General features: G+C 74.1%; 19 protein-coding genes. 13 read left to right on the top strand and 6 right to left on the bottom strand.

Annotated features, from left to right (window positions below; translation table 11 throughout):
• The first annotated feature begins 101 nt into the window (after window positions 1-101).
• Entirely contained in the window at window positions 102-575 is a 474-nt protein-coding gene (locus tag OHS82_RS04920) for a carboxymuconolactone decarboxylase family protein (RefSeq protein ID WP_057576796.1), read from the top strand.
• Between the two features lie 214 nt (window positions 576-789).
• On the top strand, window positions 790-1,896 hold the full coding sequence (locus tag OHS82_RS04915; protein WP_057576798.1) for an NAD(P)/FAD-dependent oxidoreductase: 1,107 nt from the start codon (window positions 790-792) through the stop codon (window positions 1,894-1,896).
• A 114-nt stretch (window positions 1,897-2,010) separates the two neighbouring features.
• Here OHS82_RS04915 and OHS82_RS04910 read toward each other — a convergent pair whose 3' ends face one another.
• Window positions 2,011-3,906, bottom strand: coding sequence for an acyl-CoA dehydrogenase family protein (locus OHS82_RS04910; protein WP_328433360.1), 1,896 nt, complete (start codon window positions 3,904-3,906; stop codon window positions 2,011-2,013).
• 340 nt (window positions 3,907-4,246) lie between these two features.
• On the opposite strand from OHS82_RS04910, the gene OHS82_RS04905 reads away from it, so the two are divergent.
• From OHS82_RS04905 to OHS82_RS04880, 6 genes are all read left to right on the top strand, one after another.
• Window positions 4,247-4,930, top strand: a complete 684-nt coding sequence (locus OHS82_RS04905) for a ScbR family autoregulator-binding transcription factor (RefSeq protein ID WP_328433359.1) — start codon at window positions 4,247-4,249, stop codon at window positions 4,928-4,930.
• Between the two features lie 303 nt (window positions 4,931-5,233).
• Window positions 5,234-6,469, top strand: a complete 1,236-nt coding sequence (locus tag OHS82_RS04900) for a cytochrome P450 family protein (protein WP_328433358.1) — start codon at window positions 5,234-5,236, stop codon at window positions 6,467-6,469.
• A gap of 167 nt (window positions 6,470-6,636) precedes the next feature.
• Window positions 6,637-7,266, top strand: a complete 630-nt coding sequence (locus tag OHS82_RS04895; RefSeq protein ID WP_057576804.1) for a ScbR family autoregulator-binding transcription factor — start codon at window positions 6,637-6,639, stop codon at window positions 7,264-7,266.
• A gap of 171 nt (window positions 7,267-7,437) precedes the next feature.
• Window positions 7,438-7,725, top strand: a complete 288-nt coding sequence (locus OHS82_RS04890; protein WP_057576806.1) for a DUF3040 domain-containing protein — start codon at window positions 7,438-7,440, stop codon at window positions 7,723-7,725.
• A 587-nt stretch (window positions 7,726-8,312) separates the two neighbouring features.
• Window positions 8,313-9,587 carry a cation:proton antiporter gene (locus OHS82_RS04885; protein WP_328433357.1) on the top strand — a complete coding sequence of 425 codons (1,275 nt, stop codon included), beginning with the start codon at window positions 8,313-8,315 and terminating at the stop codon, window positions 9,585-9,587.
• A 103-nt stretch (window positions 9,588-9,690) separates the two neighbouring features.
• Complete coding sequence (locus OHS82_RS04880; protein ID WP_206779592.1) at window positions 9,691-10,770, top strand: PucR family transcriptional regulator; 1,080 nt, start codon at window positions 9,691-9,693, stop codon at window positions 10,768-10,770.
• 27 nt (window positions 10,771-10,797) lie between these two features.
• Here OHS82_RS04880 and OHS82_RS04875 read toward each other — a convergent pair whose 3' ends face one another.
• Entirely contained in the window at window positions 10,798-11,283 is a 486-nt protein-coding gene (locus OHS82_RS04875; protein WP_242433032.1) for a cation:proton antiporter regulatory subunit, read from the bottom strand.
• Window positions 11,284-11,476: 193 nt separating this feature from the next.
• On the opposite strand from OHS82_RS04875, the gene OHS82_RS04870 reads away from it, so the two are divergent.
• Together OHS82_RS04870 and OHS82_RS04865 are read left to right on the top strand one after the other, a co-directional pair.
• Complete coding sequence (locus OHS82_RS04870) at window positions 11,477-11,917, top strand: hypothetical protein (protein WP_057576808.1); 441 nt, start codon at window positions 11,477-11,479, stop codon at window positions 11,915-11,917.
• Window positions 11,918-12,051: 134 nt separating this feature from the next.
• Window positions 12,052-12,732, top strand: coding sequence for a HemK2/MTQ2 family protein methyltransferase (locus tag OHS82_RS04865; protein WP_328433356.1), 681 nt, complete (start codon window positions 12,052-12,054; stop codon window positions 12,730-12,732).
• Between the two features lie 78 nt (window positions 12,733-12,810).
• Here OHS82_RS04865 and OHS82_RS04860 read toward each other — a convergent pair whose 3' ends face one another.
• Window positions 12,811-14,154 (bottom strand): hypothetical protein, encoded by a 1,344-nt coding sequence (locus tag OHS82_RS04860; RefSeq protein ID WP_057576812.1) that lies wholly within the window; start codon window positions 14,152-14,154, stop codon window positions 12,811-12,813.
• A 113-nt stretch (window positions 14,155-14,267) separates the two neighbouring features.
• Between OHS82_RS04860 and OHS82_RS04855 the strand changes: the two genes are divergently transcribed.
• Complete coding sequence (locus tag OHS82_RS04855) at window positions 14,268-15,587, top strand: molybdopterin-dependent oxidoreductase (protein ID WP_057576814.1); 1,320 nt, start codon at window positions 14,268-14,270, stop codon at window positions 15,585-15,587.
• Between the two features lie 453 nt (window positions 15,588-16,040).
• Here OHS82_RS04855 and OHS82_RS04850 read toward each other — a convergent pair whose 3' ends face one another.
• The 3 genes from OHS82_RS04850 to OHS82_RS04840 all read right to left on the bottom strand — a co-directional run bounded on the left by OHS82_RS04850 (window position 16,041) and on the right by OHS82_RS04840 (window position 18,306).
• Window positions 16,041-16,880 (bottom strand): class I SAM-dependent methyltransferase, encoded by an 840-nt coding sequence (locus tag OHS82_RS04850; protein ID WP_443041986.1) that lies wholly within the window; start codon window positions 16,878-16,880, stop codon window positions 16,041-16,043.
• Between the two features lie 62 nt (window positions 16,881-16,942).
• Complete coding sequence (locus OHS82_RS04845; protein ID WP_328433354.1) at window positions 16,943-17,560, bottom strand: TIGR04282 family arsenosugar biosynthesis glycosyltransferase; 618 nt, start codon at window positions 17,558-17,560, stop codon at window positions 16,943-16,945.
• Window positions 17,557-18,306 (bottom strand): glycosyltransferase family 2 protein, encoded by a 750-nt coding sequence (locus tag OHS82_RS04840; RefSeq protein ID WP_328436021.1) that lies wholly within the window; start codon window positions 18,304-18,306, stop codon window positions 17,557-17,559. Before OHS82_RS04840 ends, OHS82_RS04845 begins: the two co-directional genes overlap by 4 nt.
• Window positions 18,307-18,432: 126 nt before the next feature.
• Here OHS82_RS04840 and OHS82_RS04835 point away from each other — a divergent pair, with 126 nt between their 5' ends.
• Together OHS82_RS04835 and OHS82_RS04830 are read left to right on the top strand one after the other, a co-directional pair.
• Window positions 18,433-19,194 (top strand): response regulator transcription factor, encoded by a 762-nt coding sequence (locus tag OHS82_RS04835; RefSeq protein ID WP_057576822.1) that lies wholly within the window; start codon window positions 18,433-18,435, stop codon window positions 19,192-19,194.
• A 2-nt stretch (window positions 19,195-19,196) separates the two neighbouring features.
• Window positions 19,197-20,309, top strand: coding sequence for a sensor histidine kinase (locus OHS82_RS04830; protein WP_057576823.1), 1,113 nt, complete (start codon window positions 19,197-19,199; stop codon window positions 20,307-20,309).
• The last annotated feature ends 16 nt before the right edge of the window (window positions 20,310-20,325 follow it).

Below are 20,325 nucleotides of genomic sequence, written 5' to 3'. Positions count from 1 at the left end.
GGGGAGACGCACGTCACATGGGGCCGTTGCCGCCGTCCGTCACACGCCGGCGGCGCGAGCCGTCATCACCGTGCAAGCCCCGACACGGCAAGGAGATCATCATGGAAGCGCGACTCGACCTGCTCGGCACCCCGTTCGCCGGCACTCTGATGAAGCACTTCAACACGGCGGGCAAGGCCGTCACCCGGTCGACCCTGCCGGGCACGGTCCAGCAGCTGGTGATGCTGCGGGCCAGCCAGATCAACGGCTGCGGTTTCTGCACCGACATGCACACCAAGGACGCCGTGCACGCGGGCGAGTCCGATCAGCGCCTGCATCTGGTCGCGGTGTGGCGGGAGGCCAAGGTGTTCACCGACGCCGAGCGGGCCGCGCTGGAGCTGACCGAGCAGGGCACGCGCATCGCCGACGCGGCGGGCGGCGTGCCCGACGAGGTCTGGGCGAACGCCGTGAAGCACTACGACGAGGAGCAGCTCACGGCTCTGGTGGCGCTCATCGCACTCATCAACGCCTACAACCGTCTGAACGTGATCGTCCGGCAGCCCGCGGGTGACTACCGGCCCGGCATGTTCGGCTGACGGGCCGATCGAACGACTGTGGCTCGAGGGGTGACCGCCCCTCGAGCCACAGTCGTTCTCATCCTCTGCCGTCTCTGCCCAATGCCCTCGGCTTCACGGAACGTGCACAACTGCCCCCGTGAACTTTAGGTTTCAAGCGCTACGCTCGTCGGCAGTCCGAGCGGCCGGACCCCTCGCCGAGCCGCTCGTATCCCCCCATGCTCAGGAGAATCGCGTGCGCGACGGCGACGTAGTGGTGATCGGCGGCGGTTATGCGGGCGTCCGCCTGGCGAAACGGCTGGACGCGACGGCCCGGGTCACTCTGGTCGACCGCAAGGACGTGTTCTTCCACCGCATCGCCTCCCTCCGCGCCGGTGTGCGCCCCGAGTGGTCGGTCACCCCGTTCATCCCGTACGACCGGCTGATGCGCGACGGCCGGATGGTCGTCGGCAAGGCGATCCGCATCGACACCGCCGAACGGCAGGTCGTCCTGGCCGGCGGCGAGCGGCTGCCCTACGACGTGGTGGTGATCGCCACCGGCGCCGACTACCCCGAACCGGCCCGCTTCACCGGTACCACCGCAGAGGAGACCCTCAAGGCGTTCGCCGGTCACCAGCGTGCCGTCGCCGCCGCCGACCACGTCCTCGTGGTGGGCGGCGGCCCCTCCGGCGTCGAGCTCAGCGCCGAGATACGCCTGGCCCGGCCGGACGCCCGGGTCACTCTCGCGCACTCGGGGCCCGCGCTGCTGCACGCCACGGGCAGCGAACGGGCCGGCCGCAAGGCGCAGGCCTGGCTGGAGTCGCACGACGTCGAGGTCCGGCTGAACTCGTTCATGTCCCGCGGCAACGACTTCGCCACCTATCGCGACGCGCACGGCGGCGTTCTCGAGGCCGACCTCTCGTTCTGGGCGACCGGCACCACCCCCAACACCCTGTGGCTGCGCCTGGCCGGACTCGGCGACTGGCTGAACCCGGCCGGGCACGTCCGGGTCGACCGCCTGCTGCGGGTCGAGGGATGGCCGGACGTGTTCGCCGTCGGTGACGTCAACGACGCGACCGAACTCAAGATCACCCCCGCCGCGCTCGCCCAGGCCGACCTGGCCGCCCACAACATCCGCGGATACCTGCAGAGTCCCGGCAGACACCGCAGGGAGCCCCGCCTCTATCGGCCGCTCCAGCGCACGCCGCTGATCGTGCCCTTCGGCCAGACCGACGGACTCACGCTGCTGCCCGTGCCGGGCGGCGAGAGCGCGGTGCTGGGCGGCCGCACCTCCGTCCTCGCCAAGGCGAAGACCCTCATGACCCCGTACATGCGCCGACAGCTCGGATACACCGCCACCTGACGGCCGTCCGCCGTCACCGCCACCTGACGGCCGTCCGCCGTCACCGCCACCTGACGGCCGTCCGCCGTCACCGCCACCTGACGGTCGTCCGCCGTCCCCCCCCGTCCCGGCCCCCTACGCCTCGCCGTCCACGTCCCCCCGCGACGGCCCGGGCCTCTGCAGGAGCGGCAGGGCGTCCAGGTACTCCGGCGGGTGGTCGAAGGCCCGGGTCAGGGTGGCGAGATGGGGCTGGAGGCTGTGGGTGACGGCGTCGACGGCGTCCGGCAGCCCGTGCACGTGACCCGGGTCGATGTGGCCGTCGGCGAGGAGTATGCCGGTGTGCGGGGCGAGGTGGGTGAGCAGGTAGAGGGTGGTGACCTCGCCGAGGAGGCGGCGGGCCGGCTCGTGGGTCGTGCGGGCCAGGGCGGCCAGGAGGGCGTCCGCGGCCTGCAGCCTGATGTGGCTCTGCGCCTTCTGCAGCGCGGGCGCGGAGGCCGTGTTCCAGCGGGCCTGCGGGTCGCGTGAGGGCCCGTGGCGCAGAGCCCGGTGTGCCTGGTCGTGGAAGGTCTGCTCGGTGCGGGCGAGCAGGTTGCGCAGGTGGTGGGGGTTGGTCAGGACGGGCGGCCCGGCGTCCGGGGTGGGCCGGGCCGGCGGGTGGTGGAGCAGTTCCGCGGCCGCCTTGGTGGTGATGAGGAGGTTGTCGCCCTCCGCCGTGATGGTCCCCTCGATGTACTCGGAGAAGCCGGCGAGGTGGTTGGCGGGAAGGAGCCCCTGCGCGCCGCAGCGCTCCCGCGCCTCGAGCGCGATGGTGCGCGCCTCCCAGGTGATCCAGGCCTTGGCGAGCGCGACGAGGCGTTCGAGCGGGGGCCGGTCCGCGGCGTCGTGGCTGCTCCACCGCGCGGTGAGCGAGCGGTGCAGGAGCGTCATCGCGTAGCTGGTCGCGACACCCTGGAGCAGCCTGCTGTGGTGGGTGCGATGGGTGTTGATGGGCAGCCGCTGATCGGGACGGGCTCCGCTGACGTGCCGGTGGTCGCCGTAACGGACGGCGATGGCGAGTGCCGCGCGCGAGGCTCCGACGGCCGCGGCGCTCATGCACAGCTTGCCGACGGTGACCCGGGAGATCGAGGTGAGGAAGCGTTTACGGCGGTTGCCGAGGCTGCTGGTGAGGGAGCCGTCGGGACCCAGTCGCCCGTGCTCGCCCTGAAGGAGGGCCCGGCGTGGCAGCGGGAGGTGGTCGAAGGAGGTGAGGCAGTGGTCGACGGGGGCGTTGGGTCGCAGCGGGAGGGGTGTCACCGTGATGTGGGGGAGCGGCCCGTCGTGGTCGGTGAGCGGGGTCAGGAAGAGGAACACTCCGTGGTCGCGGTCGCCGACGAGCAGGCGCGCGGCCACGACGGCGCTCTTGGGGCCGCCCAGCGTGCTGGTGTTGGGCATGAACTTGGCGGCGCCGGGGTGAGGGGTGTGCAGGAGGAACCCGCCCGTCGCGGGGTCGAGACGGGCGGTGGTCTCCAACGCGAAGGCGTCGTTGCCGTGGTCGACCTCGGTGCACAGGAAGGTTCCGGTGCGGCGCAGCGCGGTGAACTCGGTCAGGTCCCTCGAGGGTTCTGCGTCGTGGTCGAGGAGGCTGCCGAGAAAGAGGTTGTAGTGGATGCTGGCGACGGTGGTGAGGCCGCCGCCGCCGTCCACGATGGCGGCCCACTCGTGCAGCGCCGTGAGGAGGGCCGGGTCGGTCGCGAGCGACGCGGGGTCGGTCAGCAGGTCGTTGACCAGACGCAGCCAGGCGTAGGACTGCGCGGCCCGCTCCTCGGGGGTGAGACCGGGCCGGTGACGGAAGTCGTCCCTCGCGATGAGGCGGCGCCACGGGGCGTGGACGCGCTCCCGTTCGCCGTCCTGGTCGAACAGCAGCCGGGTCAGCTCGCGCACGGTCGCGGTGTCGCCTCCCGCAGGGCCGTCGGCCGCGTCGGCGAAGGAGCGAGGACCGCTGCGGTGCGGCCCGGCGGGGCGCTCCGCGCCGTGGAATGCCAGAAGGGCCATGACCACTCCCCGTTGTCGCGGATCCGCACGCCGGTACCTCTGGTTGCGCCGTCCGCCAAAAGATACGGACCTACCGGTTTTCTCATCAAGTCGGAAACCGGCAATCCGACCGGCCGCCGATGGCGTGTTTTGGGGGGTGCCCGGGAGGCGGGCGCGCGCCCGGCACGGGTGCGGCGAACTCACTTCCGAGGTCCGGCGATTGCGGCGTGGAAGCCCGCGGCGACCGGCAGCCGGACAGGTCGCCGGTGCGATGGCGGACATGCGGCGTCGAGGTGGCAGGAGTCAGACCTGTCGGTATATTTTCGAGCCGGATTCGCCGGAGCTACCTCGGAGGTGGGGCGTGGCGCTGCAGGAACGGGCCGTCCGGACGAGGCGGGCCGTCCTCGTCGCGGCCGCGGCGGTGTTCGCCGAGGTGGGGTACGAGGCTGCGACGATCGCGGAGATCCTCGCCCGGGCCGGTGTGACCAAGGGGGCGCTCTACTTCCACTTCTCCTCCAAGGAGGAGCTGGCGCAGGCCGTGCTGGCCGGCCAGCTGGAGACCGTCCCGGCCGTGCCCGCACGGGAGTTGCTGCTGCAGCAGGGGCTGGACGAGGCGTTCGTCCTGGCCCATCTGCTGTCGGTGGGCGATCCGCTGGTCCAGGGGAGCATCAGGCTGACCGTGGACCAGGGGGCGCCGACGGACGGGCTGGACCGGCGCGCGCCGATGAGCGGGTGGATCGCGCACAACGCGGACCTGCTGGGACGGGCGAAGGAGCGCGGAGAACTGCTTCCGCACGTCGATGTGGCGGCCGCCGCGCGGATGTTCGTGGGGGCCTTCACCGGGGTCCAGGTGCTGTCCAAGATCATGACGGGGCATGCGGACCTGCCGGAGCGGGTGGCGGACCTTCAGCGGCACCTGCTGGCCGGGGTCGCGGTGCCGGCCGTGCTGTTGCAGCTGGACACGGCGGCCGACCGGGGCGCGCGGGTGTACGAGGAGGCCGTGAGGGCCAGCTGGCCGACGGGAGCGCCCCGGGCCGCCGGATGAGCGGCGGGGCCTCGTCCGGCGAGGGCCGTCCCGCGGCGCGGGCGGGGGTCGCCGGGCGGCTCGCGGCCCCGGCCCGCGCGGGGGTGTGTGAGGCGGCGACCGGGCACGGGCCGGCCCCGGCGTACGCGTGGGGCGGCAGGCGCGTGCGGGGCGGTGGTTGAGGGCGGGGCGGCAGGGGGAGGGGTCCGGGGCGAACGGTTGTCCGGGGGCGTGGTTGCGCGTCCTCGGCCGGGAGGCGGGGAACGCCCCCTCCTCCCGACCGGTGCGCAGGCCGACTGCAGGACCGACCCTGGGAGTTCGACGATGGATACGACAACCTGCCCCTACGCCCTGGACGTGACCGGGCGCGATCTCGCGGGCGAGGCGGCGATGCTCCGGGCCCAAGGGCCCGCCGTGCGGGTGGAGTTGCCGGGAGGCGTGATCGCGTGGGCGGTGCTGCGGCAGCGCGAGGTGGAGCGGCTGCTGACCGATCCCCGGGTGTCGAAGGACGCACGCCGGCACTGGCCGGAGCTGATCGAGGGGCGCATCACCGAGGAGTGGCCGCTCTACCCCTGGGTGATCAACGAGAACATGCTCTTCGCCTACGGCGAGTCGCACACCCGGCTGCGCAGGCTGGTGGCGGGGGCGTTCACCGCGCGGCGTTCGGAGGCGATGCGGCCACGGGTGGCGCAGATCGCGGCCGAACTCGTCGACGGGCTCGCGGTGAGCAGGCCGGAAGAACCCGTGGACCTGCGGGCCTCGTTCGCGGAGCTGCTGCCGATGCGGGTGATCTGCGAACTGTTCGGGGTGGCCCAGGGCGAGGCCACCGACGCCCTGTGCGCGGCCCTGCACACGGTGTTCGGGACGACGATCAGCGGCCGGGAGATCGAGGCGGCCCGTCTGGAGGCCTTCGTCCGGCTGTCGGACCTGGTGAAGGCCAAGCGGGCCGAGCCGGGGGACGACCTCACGTCGCTGCTGATCCAGGCACGTGACCAGGAGGACCGGCTCACCGAGGAGGAACTGCTGGGCACCCTGTTCCTCATGATCGCCGGAGGGCAGGACACCACGGCCGCCCTGATCACCAACGCGGTCGGCGCGCTGCTGCGACGGCCCGAGCAGCTCGAGCACGTCCGGGCCGGGCGCGCGACCTGGCAGGACGTGGCCGCCGAGACGATGCGGGTCCACACCCCCGGGGCCTACTCGCCCATGAGGTTCGCCGTCGAGGACATCGATCTGGACGGCGTGCTGATCCGCAAGGGCGAGGCCATCCTCGTCAACTTCGCGGCGGGGGGCCGGGATCCGCAACGCTACGGGCCGCACGCCGAGCGGTTCGACGTGCTGCGCAAGGACCGCGACGGCCTCGGCTTCGGCCACGGGCCGCACCGCTGCCTCGGAGCGCCGCTGGCCGCAGTGGAGGCGGAGAGCGCGTTCGCCGCGCTCTTCGAGCGCTTCCCCCGCATGGAACTCGCCTGTGCACCGGAAGAACTCCTGCCGTTGCCCAGCTTCCTGATGAACAGTTACCGGACGCTTCCCGTCCGGCTCGCTGCGGTCCAGACCTGAACCGGACAACGTTCCTCCGCCCACGGCGGCCGAAGGGCAACGGGCGCGAGCCGAAGATACCGAGCGCGCGGTTTACTTCGGCGCCGCCGCGGTGGGATGCTCTCCCCGTTCCGCCGGACGCAGGACGCGGCTCTTGGCCGTCCGCGCAGGCTGGGGAGGAAGACCTGATGGTCAAGCAGGCACGGGCGGTCCGCACCCGCCAGGCCCTTGTCCGGGCGGCGGCCGAGGTGTTCGCCGCCGAGGGATACGCCGGGGCGTCCCTTCCGGTCATCAGCGAACGGGCGGGGGTGAGCAACGGCGCCCTGCACTTCCACTTCGCCAGCAAGCACGATCTGGCGGCGGAGGTGGAGAGGGCGGCGGCGGACGGTGCACAGCGCCTCGCCGAACGATGCCGCAGCCGGGCGGACACACTGCTGCAGTCGCTCGTGCACACGGCCTGCGGACTGCTGCTGGCGGTGGTCGCCGACCCCGTGATCCGGGCGGGGTTCCGGCTGAGCGGTGACCCCTCGCGCAAGGATGGGACGCGGCTGCTGCGCTGGTGGCAGGCGTGGGTGCACGAGCTCGTCGTACAGGCACAGCGCGACGGGGAGCTCGCGCGGGACGTCCCGGCCGACGTCGCCACGACCGTGATCGTGGCCGCGACGGCGGGCTTCGAGGTGATGGGAGCGGCGGACCGTGAGGTGCTCTCCGTGGAGCGCGTGACACAGCTGTGGACCTTCGTCCTGCCCCGGCTGGCGGCCTCGCCGGACCACGCCTCGACGTCGCCGCAGACACCGGGGGAACAGCCGGGCGACTAGGGCGTGTCCGGCATGAGCCGTCGGACAGCGCCTCGGGCGGGCGTCGCCGGGGGAGCGGTGGCGGCCGGCGCGCGGGCCGGCTCGGGCGTCGACTGCGGCGTTTGTGCACGTATCCCGCCCGGACATAAGGCAGTTGGGCCCTTCGCGCCCACCGCCAGGAGAGGAGCGCCCGTGCCGCACTCCGAAGAAGAGCCTCTCGTCGCTCTCGCGGCCCGCCTCGAGCGGGAGGACCCCCGTTTCGCCCGGGCGCTGCGGACCGGACGCCCTGCCCGGCCCCGCGAGTACCGCCGCACCGGGGCCCGCTGGACGCTGGCCACGGGCGTGGCGGCGCTGAGCGGCGGCGTCCTCCTGTCGCACGGGCTCCTCATCGCCGCCGGACTGGTCGTCACCGGCATCGGCGTGCAACTCCTCGACGCGCACCGGGCGCGCACGGGCTGCCGTCACCTTCCTCTCCGGTGAGGCGGGGAGCCCGGCCTGCGCTAATATTCTTTACCGAGTGCTTACGTTTCGCCGGGCGTCGACGCGCTCTGCCGTGGAGCAACGGCCGGCGGTCGGTCACCGACGTGAGGGAGGGCGTGTCATGGGTCGAGTCATCCCCGTGCGCGTCGACAACGCCGCTCGCGACCGCGTTCCCGATATCGGCGGTACCGGCCCGAGCGGCCACCCGCAGCGCTGACGCGCAGCTCCGCCCGCACGGCGGGAGCCGCGCCGCCGACGGCCGGTACTGACCCGCACACGACCCCCCTTCCGTACTGCGCGCCCCGGGCGCCCCGGACGGACCGAAGCCCGCTCCCGCCCACGGCTCGCCCCGGTCCGGCGTCCGGGGCGTGAACAGCTGCGCCGCCCGCGGCGCCGGCCGCTCCGTACAGGGCCCACGCGGCGACCACCCCGCCCGCGAAGTCCGCGTTCCCCGCGGGCGCACGGTCGATCCGCCCTGCGCCCGCACACCCGGGGGCGACCCGCCGGCTCCGCGACAGCACCGACGCACACCGCCGACCTCGACCGACGCGCCACCACCGATCCCGACCGACGGAGGACAGACGCCCGTGCACGACACCACCGCCCTGCTCATCGAACTCGGGGCGATCATCCTCGTCCTGGGCCTGCTGGGTCGCCTGGCGGGCCGGGTGGGCTTCTCGCCCATACCCCTGTACCTGCTCGCCGGGCTCGCCTTCGGCCAGGGCGGCATGCTGCCCCTGGAAGCGAGCGAGGAGTTCATCGCGACCGGCGCCGAGATAGGGGTCATCCTCCTGCTGCTCCTGCTCGGCCTGGAGTACAGCGCCTCCGAACTCGTCACCAGTCTGAAGACCCAGTACCCCTCCGGCGCGGTCGACTTCGTGCTCAACGCCGTTCCCGGCGCGGCCGCGGCCCTGCTCCTCGGCTGGGGGCCGGTCGCCGCCGTCGCGCTGGCCGGCGTCACCTGGATCTCCTCCTCGGGCGTGATCGCCAAGGTCCTCGGCGACCTGCGCCGGCTGGGCAACCGCGAAACCCCGGTCGTCCTCGGCATCCTGGTGATGGAGGACCTCTCCATGGCCGTCTACCTGCCGATCCTCACCGCTCTGCTGGCCGGCGTGAGCCTCGCGGGCGGCGCGCTCACCCTCCTGATCGCCCTCGGCACCGTCGGGGCGGTCCTGTACGTGGCACTGCGGCACGGACGCCTGATCAGCCGCGCGGTCTCCTCCGACAGCGCCGAGATGCTGCTGCTCGTCGTCCTCGGCCTCACCCTTCTGGTCGCCGGCATCGCCCAGCGCCTCCAGGTCTCCGCGGCCGTCGGCGCCTTCCTCGTCGGCATCGCCCTGTCCGGCGAGGTGGCCGAGGGCGCCAGCAGCCTCCTCACCCCGCTGCGGGACCTGTTCGCCGCCGTCTTCTTCGTCTTCTTCGGACTGCACACCGACCCCGCGGCCATCCCGCCCGTCCTGTTCCCCGCACTGGCCCTGGCCACCGTCACCACCCTGACCAAGATCGCCACCGGGTACTGGGCGGCGCGCCGCGCCCAGATCTCGGTCAGGGGCCGATGGCGGGCGGGCGGAACCCTGGTCGCACGGGGCGAGTTCTCCATCGTCATCGCCGGACTCGCGGTCGGCGTGGAACCGCGCATCGGACCGCTGGCGACCGCGTACGTGCTGATCCTGGTCATCCTCGGGCCGCTCGCCGCCCGCTGGACCGAGCCCCTCGCCGGCCGTCTCACCGCGTCGCGCGCGACGCCGGCGGGCGCGGCCGGGGCCATCGGCGCCGCCGACGCCGTGGAACCCGCCGGAGCCGCCGGAGCCGCCGGAGCCGCCGGGACCGCGGGTGGCGGCGCCGTGCCCGCGAGCCGTTGAGGAACGGCGTGCCGCGAGGCGGGTACGACCCCCTGATGACGGCGCCCCTTCGCGACAGGGAGATAATCCGCCGGCGAGGACGTCCGAGCCGAACGGGGAGGCCATGACCGACCGCACCACGCCCGAGCCGTTCCTCGACGGCTTCCAGCGGATGCTCGCGGACGCCGCCGGCACCGGCCGCCGTCTGACCCGGGAGGAGATCCAGTCCCGGCGGGCGCACGGCGCGCGGGCCGCCGAAGCCGGGCACGACTGGCGCAGCCTCGTCCGGGCCCACCTCGCCGCCGGCCGGGAGGGCTGGCCGCGCGGGGCCGACCCGGCCGGCGTCCTCACTGTCGTCGAACAGGCCCTGGACGCCTTCGCCGACGGCTATGAGAGCGCGCAGCGCCTCGTGATCCGCAAGGAGGAGGCCGCGCGCCGGGAGTTCATCGACGACCTGCTGCACGGGCGCGGGGCCCCGGGACAACTCGCCGAGCGCTCCGAGCGGTTCGGCCTGCGTCTGTCCCGCGCCCATGCGGTCGCGGTGGCCGAGGGACCCGTCGAGTACGACGAGTCGCACCCCGTGCCCCGCCGGGTGGCGGACGAGCTGTTCGGCCGCTTCGAGAACCGCCGCATCCTGTTCACCACCAAGCACGGCCGGATGGTGTGCATCGCCCCCGGCGACCAGGACGAGGTCCTCACCCACTTCGCCAAGCAGGCCTACGCCGCGGCCATGGGGCAGGTCCAGGTCGCCGTCGGCAGACCCAGGCCGGGCCTGGTCGGCATCGGCCACAGTTACGAAGAGGCGCTCAACGCCCTGGACGTGGCCCAGCGCATGGCCCTCGACGAGCCGCTGCTGCGCGCAGCCGACCTGCTCGTCTTCCCCGTCCTCGCCCGCGACCGGCAGGCGCTGGTCGATCTGGTCCACAGCGTCCTCGGGCCGCTCGAACGGGCCCGCGGCGGCGCCCAGCCGCTGCTCGCGACCCTGACGGCGTACTTCGACTCCGGGTGCGTGGCGGCGGCCGCAGCCCGGCAGCTCTCGCTGAGCGTGCGCGCCCTCACCTACCGGCTGGAACGCGTCCACCACTTGACCGGCGCCGACCCCGCCGACCCCGGCCACCGCTACACGCTGCAGACCGCGGTCATCGGCGCCCGTCTGCTCAACTGGCCGGTCAAACCCCTGCATCCGACCGGTGTGTCGGCCTGAGGCCCCGCGCCGGGAGGGCCGGCCGGCTCACTCGCGTTCGAGGATCGCGGCGGCCGCGTCCACGCCCTCCCGGGTGCCGATCACGATCAGGGTGTCCCCGCCGGTCAGCCGGAACTGCGGCGTCGGCGACGGGATGGCCTCGGCGCGGCGCAGCACGGCCACGATCGAGACACCGGTCTCGGTCCGCATCCGGGTCTCCCCGAGCAGCCGCCCGTTCCAGTGCGACGTGGCCGTCAGCTCGACGCGTTCCGCCACCAGACCCAGCTCGGTGGTCGACAGCAGGCTGGGGCTGTGGTGCGTCGGCGTCATCGCGTCGATGAGCGCCGCCGCCTCCCCGGAGGTCAGGCGCACCGACAGGGCGCAGGCGTCGGGATCGTCCTCCTGGTAGGCGTTGAGTGTCCGGGCTCCGTCGCGATGCGCGACCACCGAGACACGGCGCTGCTCCCGTGTGGTCAGGTCATAGCGGACGCCGATGCCCGGCAACGGCGTACTGCTCAGGCGCGGAGCCCCCACGACTGCCCCCAGTCTGGATCGAGCGTGCTGTGAACGTTGCTCCAGCCTAGGCCGTGCCGGGCCGGGTGACCGAAGCCGGGCTCGGCGCCCCGGCCGCCGGGTGGGAGAATCCGTTCAGGTCCACGCTGCCGTGGGGCCGGCGCTGCGCCGGCCGGCGGCCCTTCGGCGCGGGGGCCGGAAGGAGGCGTGGAAGATGATCGAGTGGGTGTCCCTCAGGCAGGGCACCAGGCCCGTGCCCCAGCCCCTCGCGACTCCCCTGGTGTGGGCGACCGCCTGCGTCGGCGCGCTGACGCTGGTGACGGTGCACAACATGCTCGTGGGCTCCGACCGTCCCGGGCTCGCCCTGGCCGCGCTGTCCCTGCTGGCCGGCCTGCTGGGTCTGGGCGCTCGCTTCACGGCGGCCCCCGGCACCGCCCTGTTGTGCTGGCTGACCCTCAACGGCTTCGCCATACCGCCCGCCGGCACCCTCACCTGGACCGGCCACCGGGACACCTTCTGGCTCACCTGCCTGTGCGCCGCCACCCTCGTCGGCACGGCGGTCGCGCGCATCGGTCATGCCCGGGCGGCGTACCGCCGTGTCGCGTCCGCCGTCACGACGGCCACGGACCCGGAGGACGAGCCGGACATCGTCTGATCAGCTGCTCACGCACACCGTCGGACCGGCCGCGAGGGGCGCGAGGGGCGTGTGTGGAGCAGCGGCGAGTGGGCACTCAGTGGGGCGGAGCGACGCGCCCCGTACCGGGAGCGCCCTGCCGAACGGAGAACGCGATGACGGCGGAAGCATGGGCGCCGCTGGCGCCGGCCCGGGCCTTCACCCCGCCGGGGGTGTACACCCCCCAGTGGGACACCCGGCTGCTGACGCGCGCCCTGTCCCGTGAGGACATCGGCTCCGCCACGGAGGTGCTGGACCTGGGCACCGGCTCCGGGGCCCTCGCCGTCGAGGCCGCACGCCTGGGCGCCCGGGTGACGGCGGTCGACATCTCACGGCTGGCCGTGCTGACCGCGCGGTTCAACGCGCTGCTGGCCGGCCAGCGGGTCCGCTGTCGCCGGGGCGACCTCACCGCGGCCGTGCCGGGGCGCCGTTACGACCTGGTCGTGAGCAACCCGCCCTATGTGCCGTCGCCCGCCACGGCGCTGCCGCACCGGGGTCTGGCGAGGGCCTGGGACGCGGGTCGGGACGGGCGCGTGTTCATCGACCGGATCTGCGCCGAGGCGCCCGCCGTCCTGAACCCCGGGGGCGCCCTGCTGCTCGTGCACTCGAGCCTGTGCGACACCCGGGCCACTTTGAGGCGTCTCGCGGACGTCGGACTGTGCGCCGCGGTCACCGACCGGGCCACCGTGCCGCACGGCCCGGTGCTGCGCTCCCGCCACCGGTGGCTCGTCCAGCAGGGCCTGCTGGAGGAAGGCGAGAGCCGCGAGGAACTGGTGGTGGTCCGCGCCTCTTTGTGACGTGGGTCACGAAGAACATCGACGGTCTCCCGGACGGCCGAAGCCCGCGGAAGCGGTCCCAGTGATCGCGGTACGGCGTCACCAGCCCGTCAGCAGCAGATGGTTGACGAGCAGCGCGAGCACGGCCTGCGCGGCGAGCCACGGTCGGGGCCGGGGCAGCAGAGCGCACGCGGCGAGCAGCCACTGGGCGAACGGCAGCCAGATGCGCTCGGTCTCCGCCTTGCTCATCCCGGACAGATCGGCGACCAGCAGCGCGGCGAGCGCCGCGGCGACCAGCAGGGCGAGACGGAAGTCGGGGGAGGCGCCCCGCACGTCCACGAGCTGCGCCCGGGAACGGGGGAACGCGCCGCCGGCGCGCCGCAGAGCGGCCACCGTGGCCGGACCCACGATCAGGACCGTGCAGGCGAGGTTGGCCCACACCCAGTAGCCGTAGGGCCGGACGCCGCCGGCGCCCTGGTAGTAGCGGTCGACCAGCAGCCGGTACGCCTCCCACCAGTCGAAACCCGCCAGAGTGAACGCGAGCGGGACGACGGCGGCCCCGGCGACGACGTACGGCAGCGACCGCAGCCGTTGCGGCCCGCCGAGCAGCACGACGGCGGCCCCGATCACGGCGAACAGCGTGAGGCCGTACGAGAGATAGCAGGTGAGCCCGAAGAGGAGTCCCGCGGCGACGCCGGCCCGGCGCGGCCGGCGCCCGGTGACCGCGAGGGCCAGGAAGGCGATCGTCCAGGCGGCGACCGCCGCGAAGTAGCCGTCGGCGGAGGTGCCCGTCCACACCGCGGCCGGCGCCAGCACCAGGAACGGCGCCGCCCTGCGGGCGTGGCCCTCGCCCACGAGAGCCCGCACGGCGACGAGGACCGCCGCGCACGCCGACGCGCCGACGGTGATGCACCAGACCCCGGCCCAGCCTCCGCCGCCGAGTCCCACCCGGTCGAGCAGGACGAAGGTGATCGGCGCCGCGGGCGGGTGGCCCGCGACGTGCGCCGGCCAGTTGTCGGGGGACTGCAGCAGGATGTGGTGGGTGAAGTCCCGCAGGGTGGCCGGGATGTCCTGGAAACGGCCGATGACCCGCAGGTACTCGTGCCGGGTCGTGAGCCGGCCGGCGATCCCGCGCTGCCAGCCGTCGACGAGCGCCAGAGACCCGATCCAGGCGGTCGAGGCGCCCCACGCAGACCAGAGCAGCGTCCGCCACCGCAGCCGGGCCGCGACGGCCGGTCCGCAGGCCACGACGGCGACCGCGACGACGATCGCCGCCGGGGTGCCCGGCCCGACGTGCGGCTGCCAGGTGGCCAGCAGCGGGGGCCAGTTCACCCGAAGGGTCCCGTGGTCCCGCTCGATCGCGGTACCGACCAGCACGGCGGCCGCGACGAGCAGCGCAGCTGCCACCGTCGCACCCAGGTCACGGAGATGATCACGATTCACAGGGGAACGCTAGGCCGCCGCGGGCCCGTCGGCGCCGCCGAGCCCGTGGACGTCAGCGTTTCGTCATGTGTCGAAGGCCCCGTTGCCCGGTCGCGTCGGCCTACGGTCGGCGCATGTCACGGTTGCCCACCCTGCCGTCCCTGTCCGCCTCCCCCCGCCTGCCGACCTCCCCCCGGTTCTGGCGCAGTCCGCTGCGCGGTCCGTGGTTCACCTCCGTGCTCGGCATCGTGCTGCTCGGCGGGATCACCGTGCTGTTCGTGACGGGGCTGCTGTCGTACGCCGCGTACAACCCGGATCTCTCGCCCGTGAACGACAAGACCCCGGACAAGGGGCTGCTCGGCTTCTATCTCTTCGCGTGGCCGACGGATCCGCCCTGGCTCTACCGACTCACCCAGGGCGTCCACGTCACGCTCGGGATCACCCTGATCCCCGTCCTGCTCGCGAAGCTGTGGTCGGTGATCCCCCGGCTGTTCACGCTGCCGCCCGCGCGGTCGCTCACCCATGCGCTGGAACGCCTGTCGCTGCTCCTGCTGGTCGGCGGCGCGCTCTTCGAGTTCGTCACCGGCGTGCTCAACGTCCAGCTGGACTACGTCTTCCCGGGCTCCTTCTACCCGTTGCACTTCTACGGGGCGTGGGTGTTCTTCGCCGCGTTCGCGGTGCACGCGGTGCTGCGCACGCCGGCCGCGGTACGCAACCTGCGCCGGCTGCGGGACGAGCCGGAGCCCTCTAGGGACGGGCCGGAGCCTGCGTCGGAGGAGGCCGCCCGAGGCGCGGAGGTCTCGCTGGCCGCGCCGCGTCCCGCGGAACCCACGGTGACGCGGCGGGGCGCGCTGTGGCTGGTCGGAGGCGGGTCCCTGCTGCTGTTCCTCACGACGGCGGGGCGCAGCTTCGACGGGCTCGCCCGGCGGACGGCCCTCCTCGCGCCGCACGGGGGCGCGGAGCCGGGCAGCGGACCCGGCGGCTTCCAGATCAACAAGACGGCCGCGTCCCGGGGGATCGTCGCGGCCGAGACGAGCGCGGACGCGTGGCGGCTGACCGTCACCGGGCCCGCCGCAACCGTCCGGCTGAGCCGGGCCGAGCTGCTCGACCTCCCCCTGCACAGTGCGGCGCTGCCCATCGCGTGCGTGGAGGGCTGGTCCACCTCCGACCAGTGGTGGCGGGGCGTGCGGCTGCGCGATCTCGCCGCCCTGGTCGGTCACGACGCGGACGCGGCGCCCGACGTCCTGGTCGAGTCGCTGCAGCGGAGCGGGGCCTTCCGCCGGGCGGCGCTGCGCGCCGACCAGGTGCGCGATCCGCGCTCCCTGCTCGCCCTGGACGTCAACGGCGAGCCGCTGACCCCCGACCACGGATTCCCGGCCCGGATCATCGTGCCCGCCGCGCCCGGCGTGCTGAACACCAAGTGGGTCGCCCGGCTGACGTTCGGCGAGCTGTGACGGCGCCGGTGGAACGAGCTGTGCGGCGAGCTGTGAACACCCCGGTGAGGAGAGACCTGTGAGGCGACCTGTGAGGCGACCTGCGAGGCGGCACGGCGCGACGGCGGGCAGCCGTCCGCCCGGTGCCAAGGCGAGCGGCGTCCGGCCCGGGGCCAACACCGCCGGCCCGTTCCCGCTGCTGCTGCTGGCCTGCTCGTTCGCGCTGGCCGGCTATGCGGGGGTGCGGCTGCTGGCGGACGACTGGTCGGCGGTGGCCCTGTGGTTCGTGGGCGCGGCGCTCCTCCACGACCTGGTGCTGCTGCCGCTGTACACGATGGCCGACCGTGTGGCCGTGAGGTCGCTCGAGGCGGCCGGCCACCGCGCGTGGGTCCTGTACGTGCGGGTGCCGGCCGCTCTGTCCGGGCTGCTCCTGCTGGTGTGGTTCCCGCTGATCGGCGGGCGTGTGGAGGAGCGTTACCGGTCGGCGACCGGGATGTCCGCGGACGGCTTCCTCGCCCGCTGGCTGCTGATCACGGCCGCGCTCTTCGGCGGCTCGGCGCTGCTGCTCGCGCTGCGCCGGCGGTCGGGGCTGCGCAGGGCGACGAAGCAACGGCCGCCCGCCGACCACTGATCGGCCGCCCGCCAGCCCGACGGGCCGGTGTGCCGGAGCAGTGCCCGGGTGCCGAGCCGGGCCCAGGGGAACGGGGCGCCGGCCCCGCCCCGGACGTCGACGAGACGGACGCTGATGCGCTCGTCGACGTCCACGGGAGCCGTCTCGGCGATCAGCAGGCCGCCGGGGAGCAGTGCCCCGGCCAGCCTTTCGAGCAGGGCGCCCGCGTCGCCGCCGATGCCGACGTTGCCGTCGACGAGCAGGGCGGTGCCCCAGCGGCCCTCCCCGGGGAGCGGCTCGAAGACCGAGCGCCGCAGCGCGGGGCCGCCGAGCCGGACGGTGTGCCGGACGGCGGCCTCGCTGACGTCGATGCCCAGCGCGGTCCGGCCCCGGGACGCGAGCTCGGCGACCAGCCGTCCGGGGCCGCAGCCGACGTCGAGGACGGCGCCCTCGCAGCGGTCCAGGACCTGCCGGTCCACGGCGTCGGCGCGCCCGCACCAGCGCTCCACGTCCAGGGGCAGCAGCCAGCCGTCCCCCCGGCGAAGGAAGAGCGGCCCGCGGCCGGCCCGCAGGGCCTCGGCGTACGGGTCGGCGCGGGACCAGCCGTGCACCGCTCCGTCACGCGGCGACGCCTCGCGTGTCGCCGCCTCGCGCGTGACCACCGTGTTCGTGACCGCCTCGTTCGTCGTCACATGGTTCGTCATCACCTCGTTCGTCAACACCTCGTGCGTCAACATCTCGTGCGTCACCGCCTCGCGCGTCGTGCTCATCGGCTGCCGACCGCGCGGAGCCGGGCCAGGGCGGCGGCGAAGCGGCCGTGCGGGGCGCCTGCGGCGACCGCCTGCGCGTCGGCGGACGTGTCCACGTCCCGCAGGCGCGGCAGATCGCGCACGCGCAGTCCGGCGGCGACGAGACGAGCCCGCTGCACCGCGCCGGTGGCGGCCGTCGACATCGGCACCCCGCGCAGCAGATCCGGGTCGGGGTGGGCCAGCCCGAGCGCCCAGAAACCGCCGTCCTCGGCGGGGCCGAAGCAGGCGTCGTACCCGTCGAAGTCCACGGTGAGCAGCCCCGGTGTCACCTGGGGGGTGTCCATCCCGATCAGCAGGGCCGGACCTTCGCATCCGGCGAAGGCCGTGGCGAGCCGCTCGTCGAGACCGCCCGGGCACTGCGGCACGACGTCGAAGCCGGGCGGCAGCCACGGTCCGCTCTCCCCGTCCAGCACGAGCACGCGACGCTCGGCGGGTGTCGCGGCGACCGTGCGCAGGGTGTCATCGAGGGCCGCCTCGGCGAGCGCGGCGGCCTCGGCGGGCGTGAACGGCGGGGTGAGGCGGGTCTTCACCCGGCCCGGCCGCGGTTCCTTGGCGACGACGAGCAGGGTGGTCATCGGCGGACGCCTTCCTGCGCGGGCACGGGAGCCGAAGCGGGATCCGTGCTCGCCGCGGGCGCCGATGCCGGCGTCGGGGGTTCGGCCAGCACGCGGCTCATGTCGCGCACCGCCTGCCAGGTGCCGCGCCAGGTGCCCGTCACCTTGGACGCGCCGGACCGCGGCAGATACGGGACGTCGTGCTCGGCCACCCGCCAGCCGGCGTCGGCGGCCCGCACGACCATCTGCAGCGGGTAACCGCTGCGCCGGTCGGTCAGACCGAGCCCGAGAAGCGCCTCCCGGCGGGCGGCGCGCAGCGGACCGAGGTCGTGCAGCCGCAGCCCGGTGCGGCGGCGCAGCATCCGGGCGAGCGCGATGTTGCCGGCCCGGGCGTGCGCGGGCCACGCGCCGCGGCCCTGCGGGCGTCTGCGCCCGAGGACCAGGTCGGCCTCACGGCGTCGGACCTCGCGCACGAACGGCACGAGCAGGGCCGGGTCGAGTGAGGCGTCGCAGTCGCAGAAGCACACGACTTCGGCGGTCGCGGCGCTCAGTCCGGCATGGCAGGCCGCGCCGAAGCCACGGCGCGGCTCCTCGACGACGACGGCGCCGAGGCGCCGGGCGATGTCCGCCGAGCCGTCGGTGGAACCGTTGTCGACGACGAGCGCACGCCAGCCGGAGGGAATGCGGGCGAGCACCCAGGGGAGCGCCTCGGCCTCGTTCAGACAGGGGAGGACGACATCGACGTCCTCGAGCGGGGGAGGGGTCATCACGTCTCTCACCCTACGAACGGGAATTGGACATTTCGGACTCCGGCTCCTTACGAAACACGGACGTCGACGCGGGAGGGGGGCCGCGGGACGACGCGGGGCGGCCGACGGTGCGAGGCTGGCCGTATGGAACAGCAGCCGTACGAGCAGGCCGCGGACGCCTCCGCGAGCCGAGGGGCCCCGGCCACCCGGGCCCGGGTCCTCGTCGTCGACGACGACCCGACCGTGGCCGAGGTCGTCGCGGGCTACCTCGACCGCGCCGGATACCTGGTGGACCGGGCGGGTGACGGGCCCTCCGCCCTCGCCGGCGCCACCGCCCACTGGCCCGACCTGGTGGTCCTCGACCTGATGCTGCCCGGCATGGACGGCCTCGAGGTGTGCCGGAGGCTGCGCGGCCGTGGCCCCGTCCCGGTCATCATGCTCACCGCCCGAGGCGACGAGGACGACCGCATCCTCGGCCTGGAGGTCGGCGCGGACGACTACGTCACCAAGCCGTTCAGCCCCCGGGAGCTGGTGCTCAGGGTGGAGTCCGTGCTGCGCCGCAGCCGGCCCGAGGCGGGCGTGCGGTCCCTCGGCGCGGCCGGACTCACCCTCGACCCGGCGGCCCGCCGCGCCACCCGAGGCGGCACCGAACTGGCGCTCACCCTGCGCGAGTTCGACCTCCTGGCGTTCTTCCTGCGCCATCCCGGCCGGGCGTTCAGCCGCGAGGACCTGATGCGGGAGGTGTGGGGCTGGGACTTCGGCGACCTGTCGACCGTCACGGTGCACGTCCGGCGGCTGCGCAACAAGGTCGAGGACGATCCTGCCCGGCCCCGTCTGATCCAGACGGTGTGGGGCGTCGGCTACCGCTTCGACCCGGCGGCCTCCGCCGACACCGGTGAGGAGTGACCGTGCGCGACACCCTTCTCATCGCCCTGTACGCCCTGCTCGGCGCCGGCGCGGCCGGGCTGCTCGGCGCGAGCGCCCTGTGGCTGCTGCGCCGCCGGTCGCTGACCAGCTCGCTGACCGTGGTGGCGGCCGTCGCCGTGACCGCCATGCTCGCGGGTACCCTGGCGGTGGCGCAGGCGATGTTCCTGTCCCCGCACGACCTGAGCGTGGTCACCACGGTGGTCGCGATGGCGGCCGTCGTCTCCTTTGCCACGGCGTCGGCGCTCGGCCGCTGGGTGGTCGCCCGCAGCCGCGAACTCGCCCTCGCGGCCCGCTCCTTCGGTGACGGCGGCGACTTCACCGCACCCGACGGACCGGCTACCGCCGAACTCGCCGCGCTGAGCCGGGAGCTGGAGGCCACCAGCGCGAAACTCGCCGAGTCCCGTGAGCGTGAGCGGGCTCTGGAGTCGTCCCGGCGGGAACTCGTCGCCTGGATCTCGCACGATCTGCGCACCCCGCTCGCGGGCCTGCGCGCGATGTCCGAGGCGCTGGAGGACGGCGTCGCAGCCGACCCCGGCCGCTATCTGCGCCAGATCCGCACCGAGGTCGAACGTCTCAACGGCATGGTCGGCGACCTCTTCGAGCTCTCCCGCATCCACGCCGGCGCCCTCGCCCTGTCCCCGGCCCGGATGTCCGTCTACGACCTGGTCGGCGACGCACTCGCCGGGGCGTACCCGCTGGCCCACGAGCACGGCGTACGACTGGTGGGTGACCGGGTGGAACCCCTGCCGGTCGAGGTGGACGGCAAGGAGATGAGCCGGGTCCTCGGCAACCTGCTGGTCAACGCCATCCGCCGGACGCCCGCCGACGGCACCGTCATGGTGGCCGCCGAACGCTCCCCCGACGGCGTGGTGCTGTCCGTCTCCGACAGCTGCGGCGGCATTCCCGAGGAGGACCTCGCCCGCGTCTTCGACACCGGCTGGCGCGGCACCCACGCCCGGACACCGCCGGCGGGCGCCGGACTCGGCCTGGCGATCGTCCGCGGCATCGTGGAGGCGCACCGGGGCCGGGCCACCGTGCACAACATCCCCGGCGGGTGCCGTTTCGAGGTGGTGCTGCCCGCGGCAGCTTCATGACACAGGCAGCACCACC

This window comes from Streptomyces sp. NBC_00425, from assembly GCF_036030735.1.
Lineage (GTDB): Bacteria > Actinomycetota > Actinomycetes > Streptomycetales > Streptomycetaceae > Streptomyces.
This window is presented reverse-complemented; position numbering and strand designations above follow the sequence as displayed.

Bases quoted from the DNA above. Each gene is read 5' to 3' on its own strand.
- OHS82_RS04920 (WP_057576796.1), top strand. From the start codon at position 102: ATGGAAGCGCGACTCGACCTGCTCGGCACCCCGTTCGCCGGCACTCTG.
- OHS82_RS04910 (WP_328433360.1), bottom strand. From the start codon at position 3,906: ATGGCCCTTCTGGCATTCCACGGCGCGGAGCGCCCCGCCGGGCCGCAC.
- OHS82_RS04900 (WP_328433358.1), top strand. From the start codon at position 5,234: ATGGATACGACAACCTGCCCCTACGCCCTGGACGTGACCGGGCGCGAT.
- OHS82_RS04895 (WP_057576804.1), top strand. From the start codon at position 6,637: ATGGTCAAGCAGGCACGGGCGGTCCGCACCCGCCAGGCCCTTGTCCGG.
- OHS82_RS04880 (WP_206779592.1), top strand. From the start codon at position 9,691: ATGACCGACCGCACCACGCCCGAGCCGTTCCTCGACGGCTTCCAGCGG.
- OHS82_RS04870 (WP_057576808.1), top strand. From the start codon at position 11,477: ATGATCGAGTGGGTGTCCCTCAGGCAGGGCACCAGGCCCGTGCCCCAG.
- OHS82_RS04865 (WP_328433356.1), top strand. From the start codon at position 12,052: ATGACGGCGGAAGCATGGGCGCCGCTGGCGCCGGCCCGGGCCTTCACC.
- OHS82_RS04855 (WP_057576814.1), top strand. From the start codon at position 14,268: ATGTCACGGTTGCCCACCCTGCCGTCCCTGTCCGCCTCCCCCCGCCTG.
- OHS82_RS04850 (WP_443041986.1), bottom strand. From the start codon at position 16,880: ATGACGAACCATGTGACGACGAACGAGGCGGTCACGAACACGGTGGTC.
- OHS82_RS04845 (WP_328433354.1), bottom strand. From the start codon at position 17,560: ATGACCACCCTGCTCGTCGTCGCCAAGGAACCGCGGCCGGGCCGGGTG.
- OHS82_RS04840 (WP_328436021.1), bottom strand. From the start codon at position 18,306: ATGACCCCTCCCCCGCTCGAGGACGTCGATGTCGTCCTCCCCTGTCTG.
- OHS82_RS04835 (WP_057576822.1), top strand. From the start codon at position 18,433: ATGGAACAGCAGCCGTACGAGCAGGCCGCGGACGCCTCCGCGAGCCGA.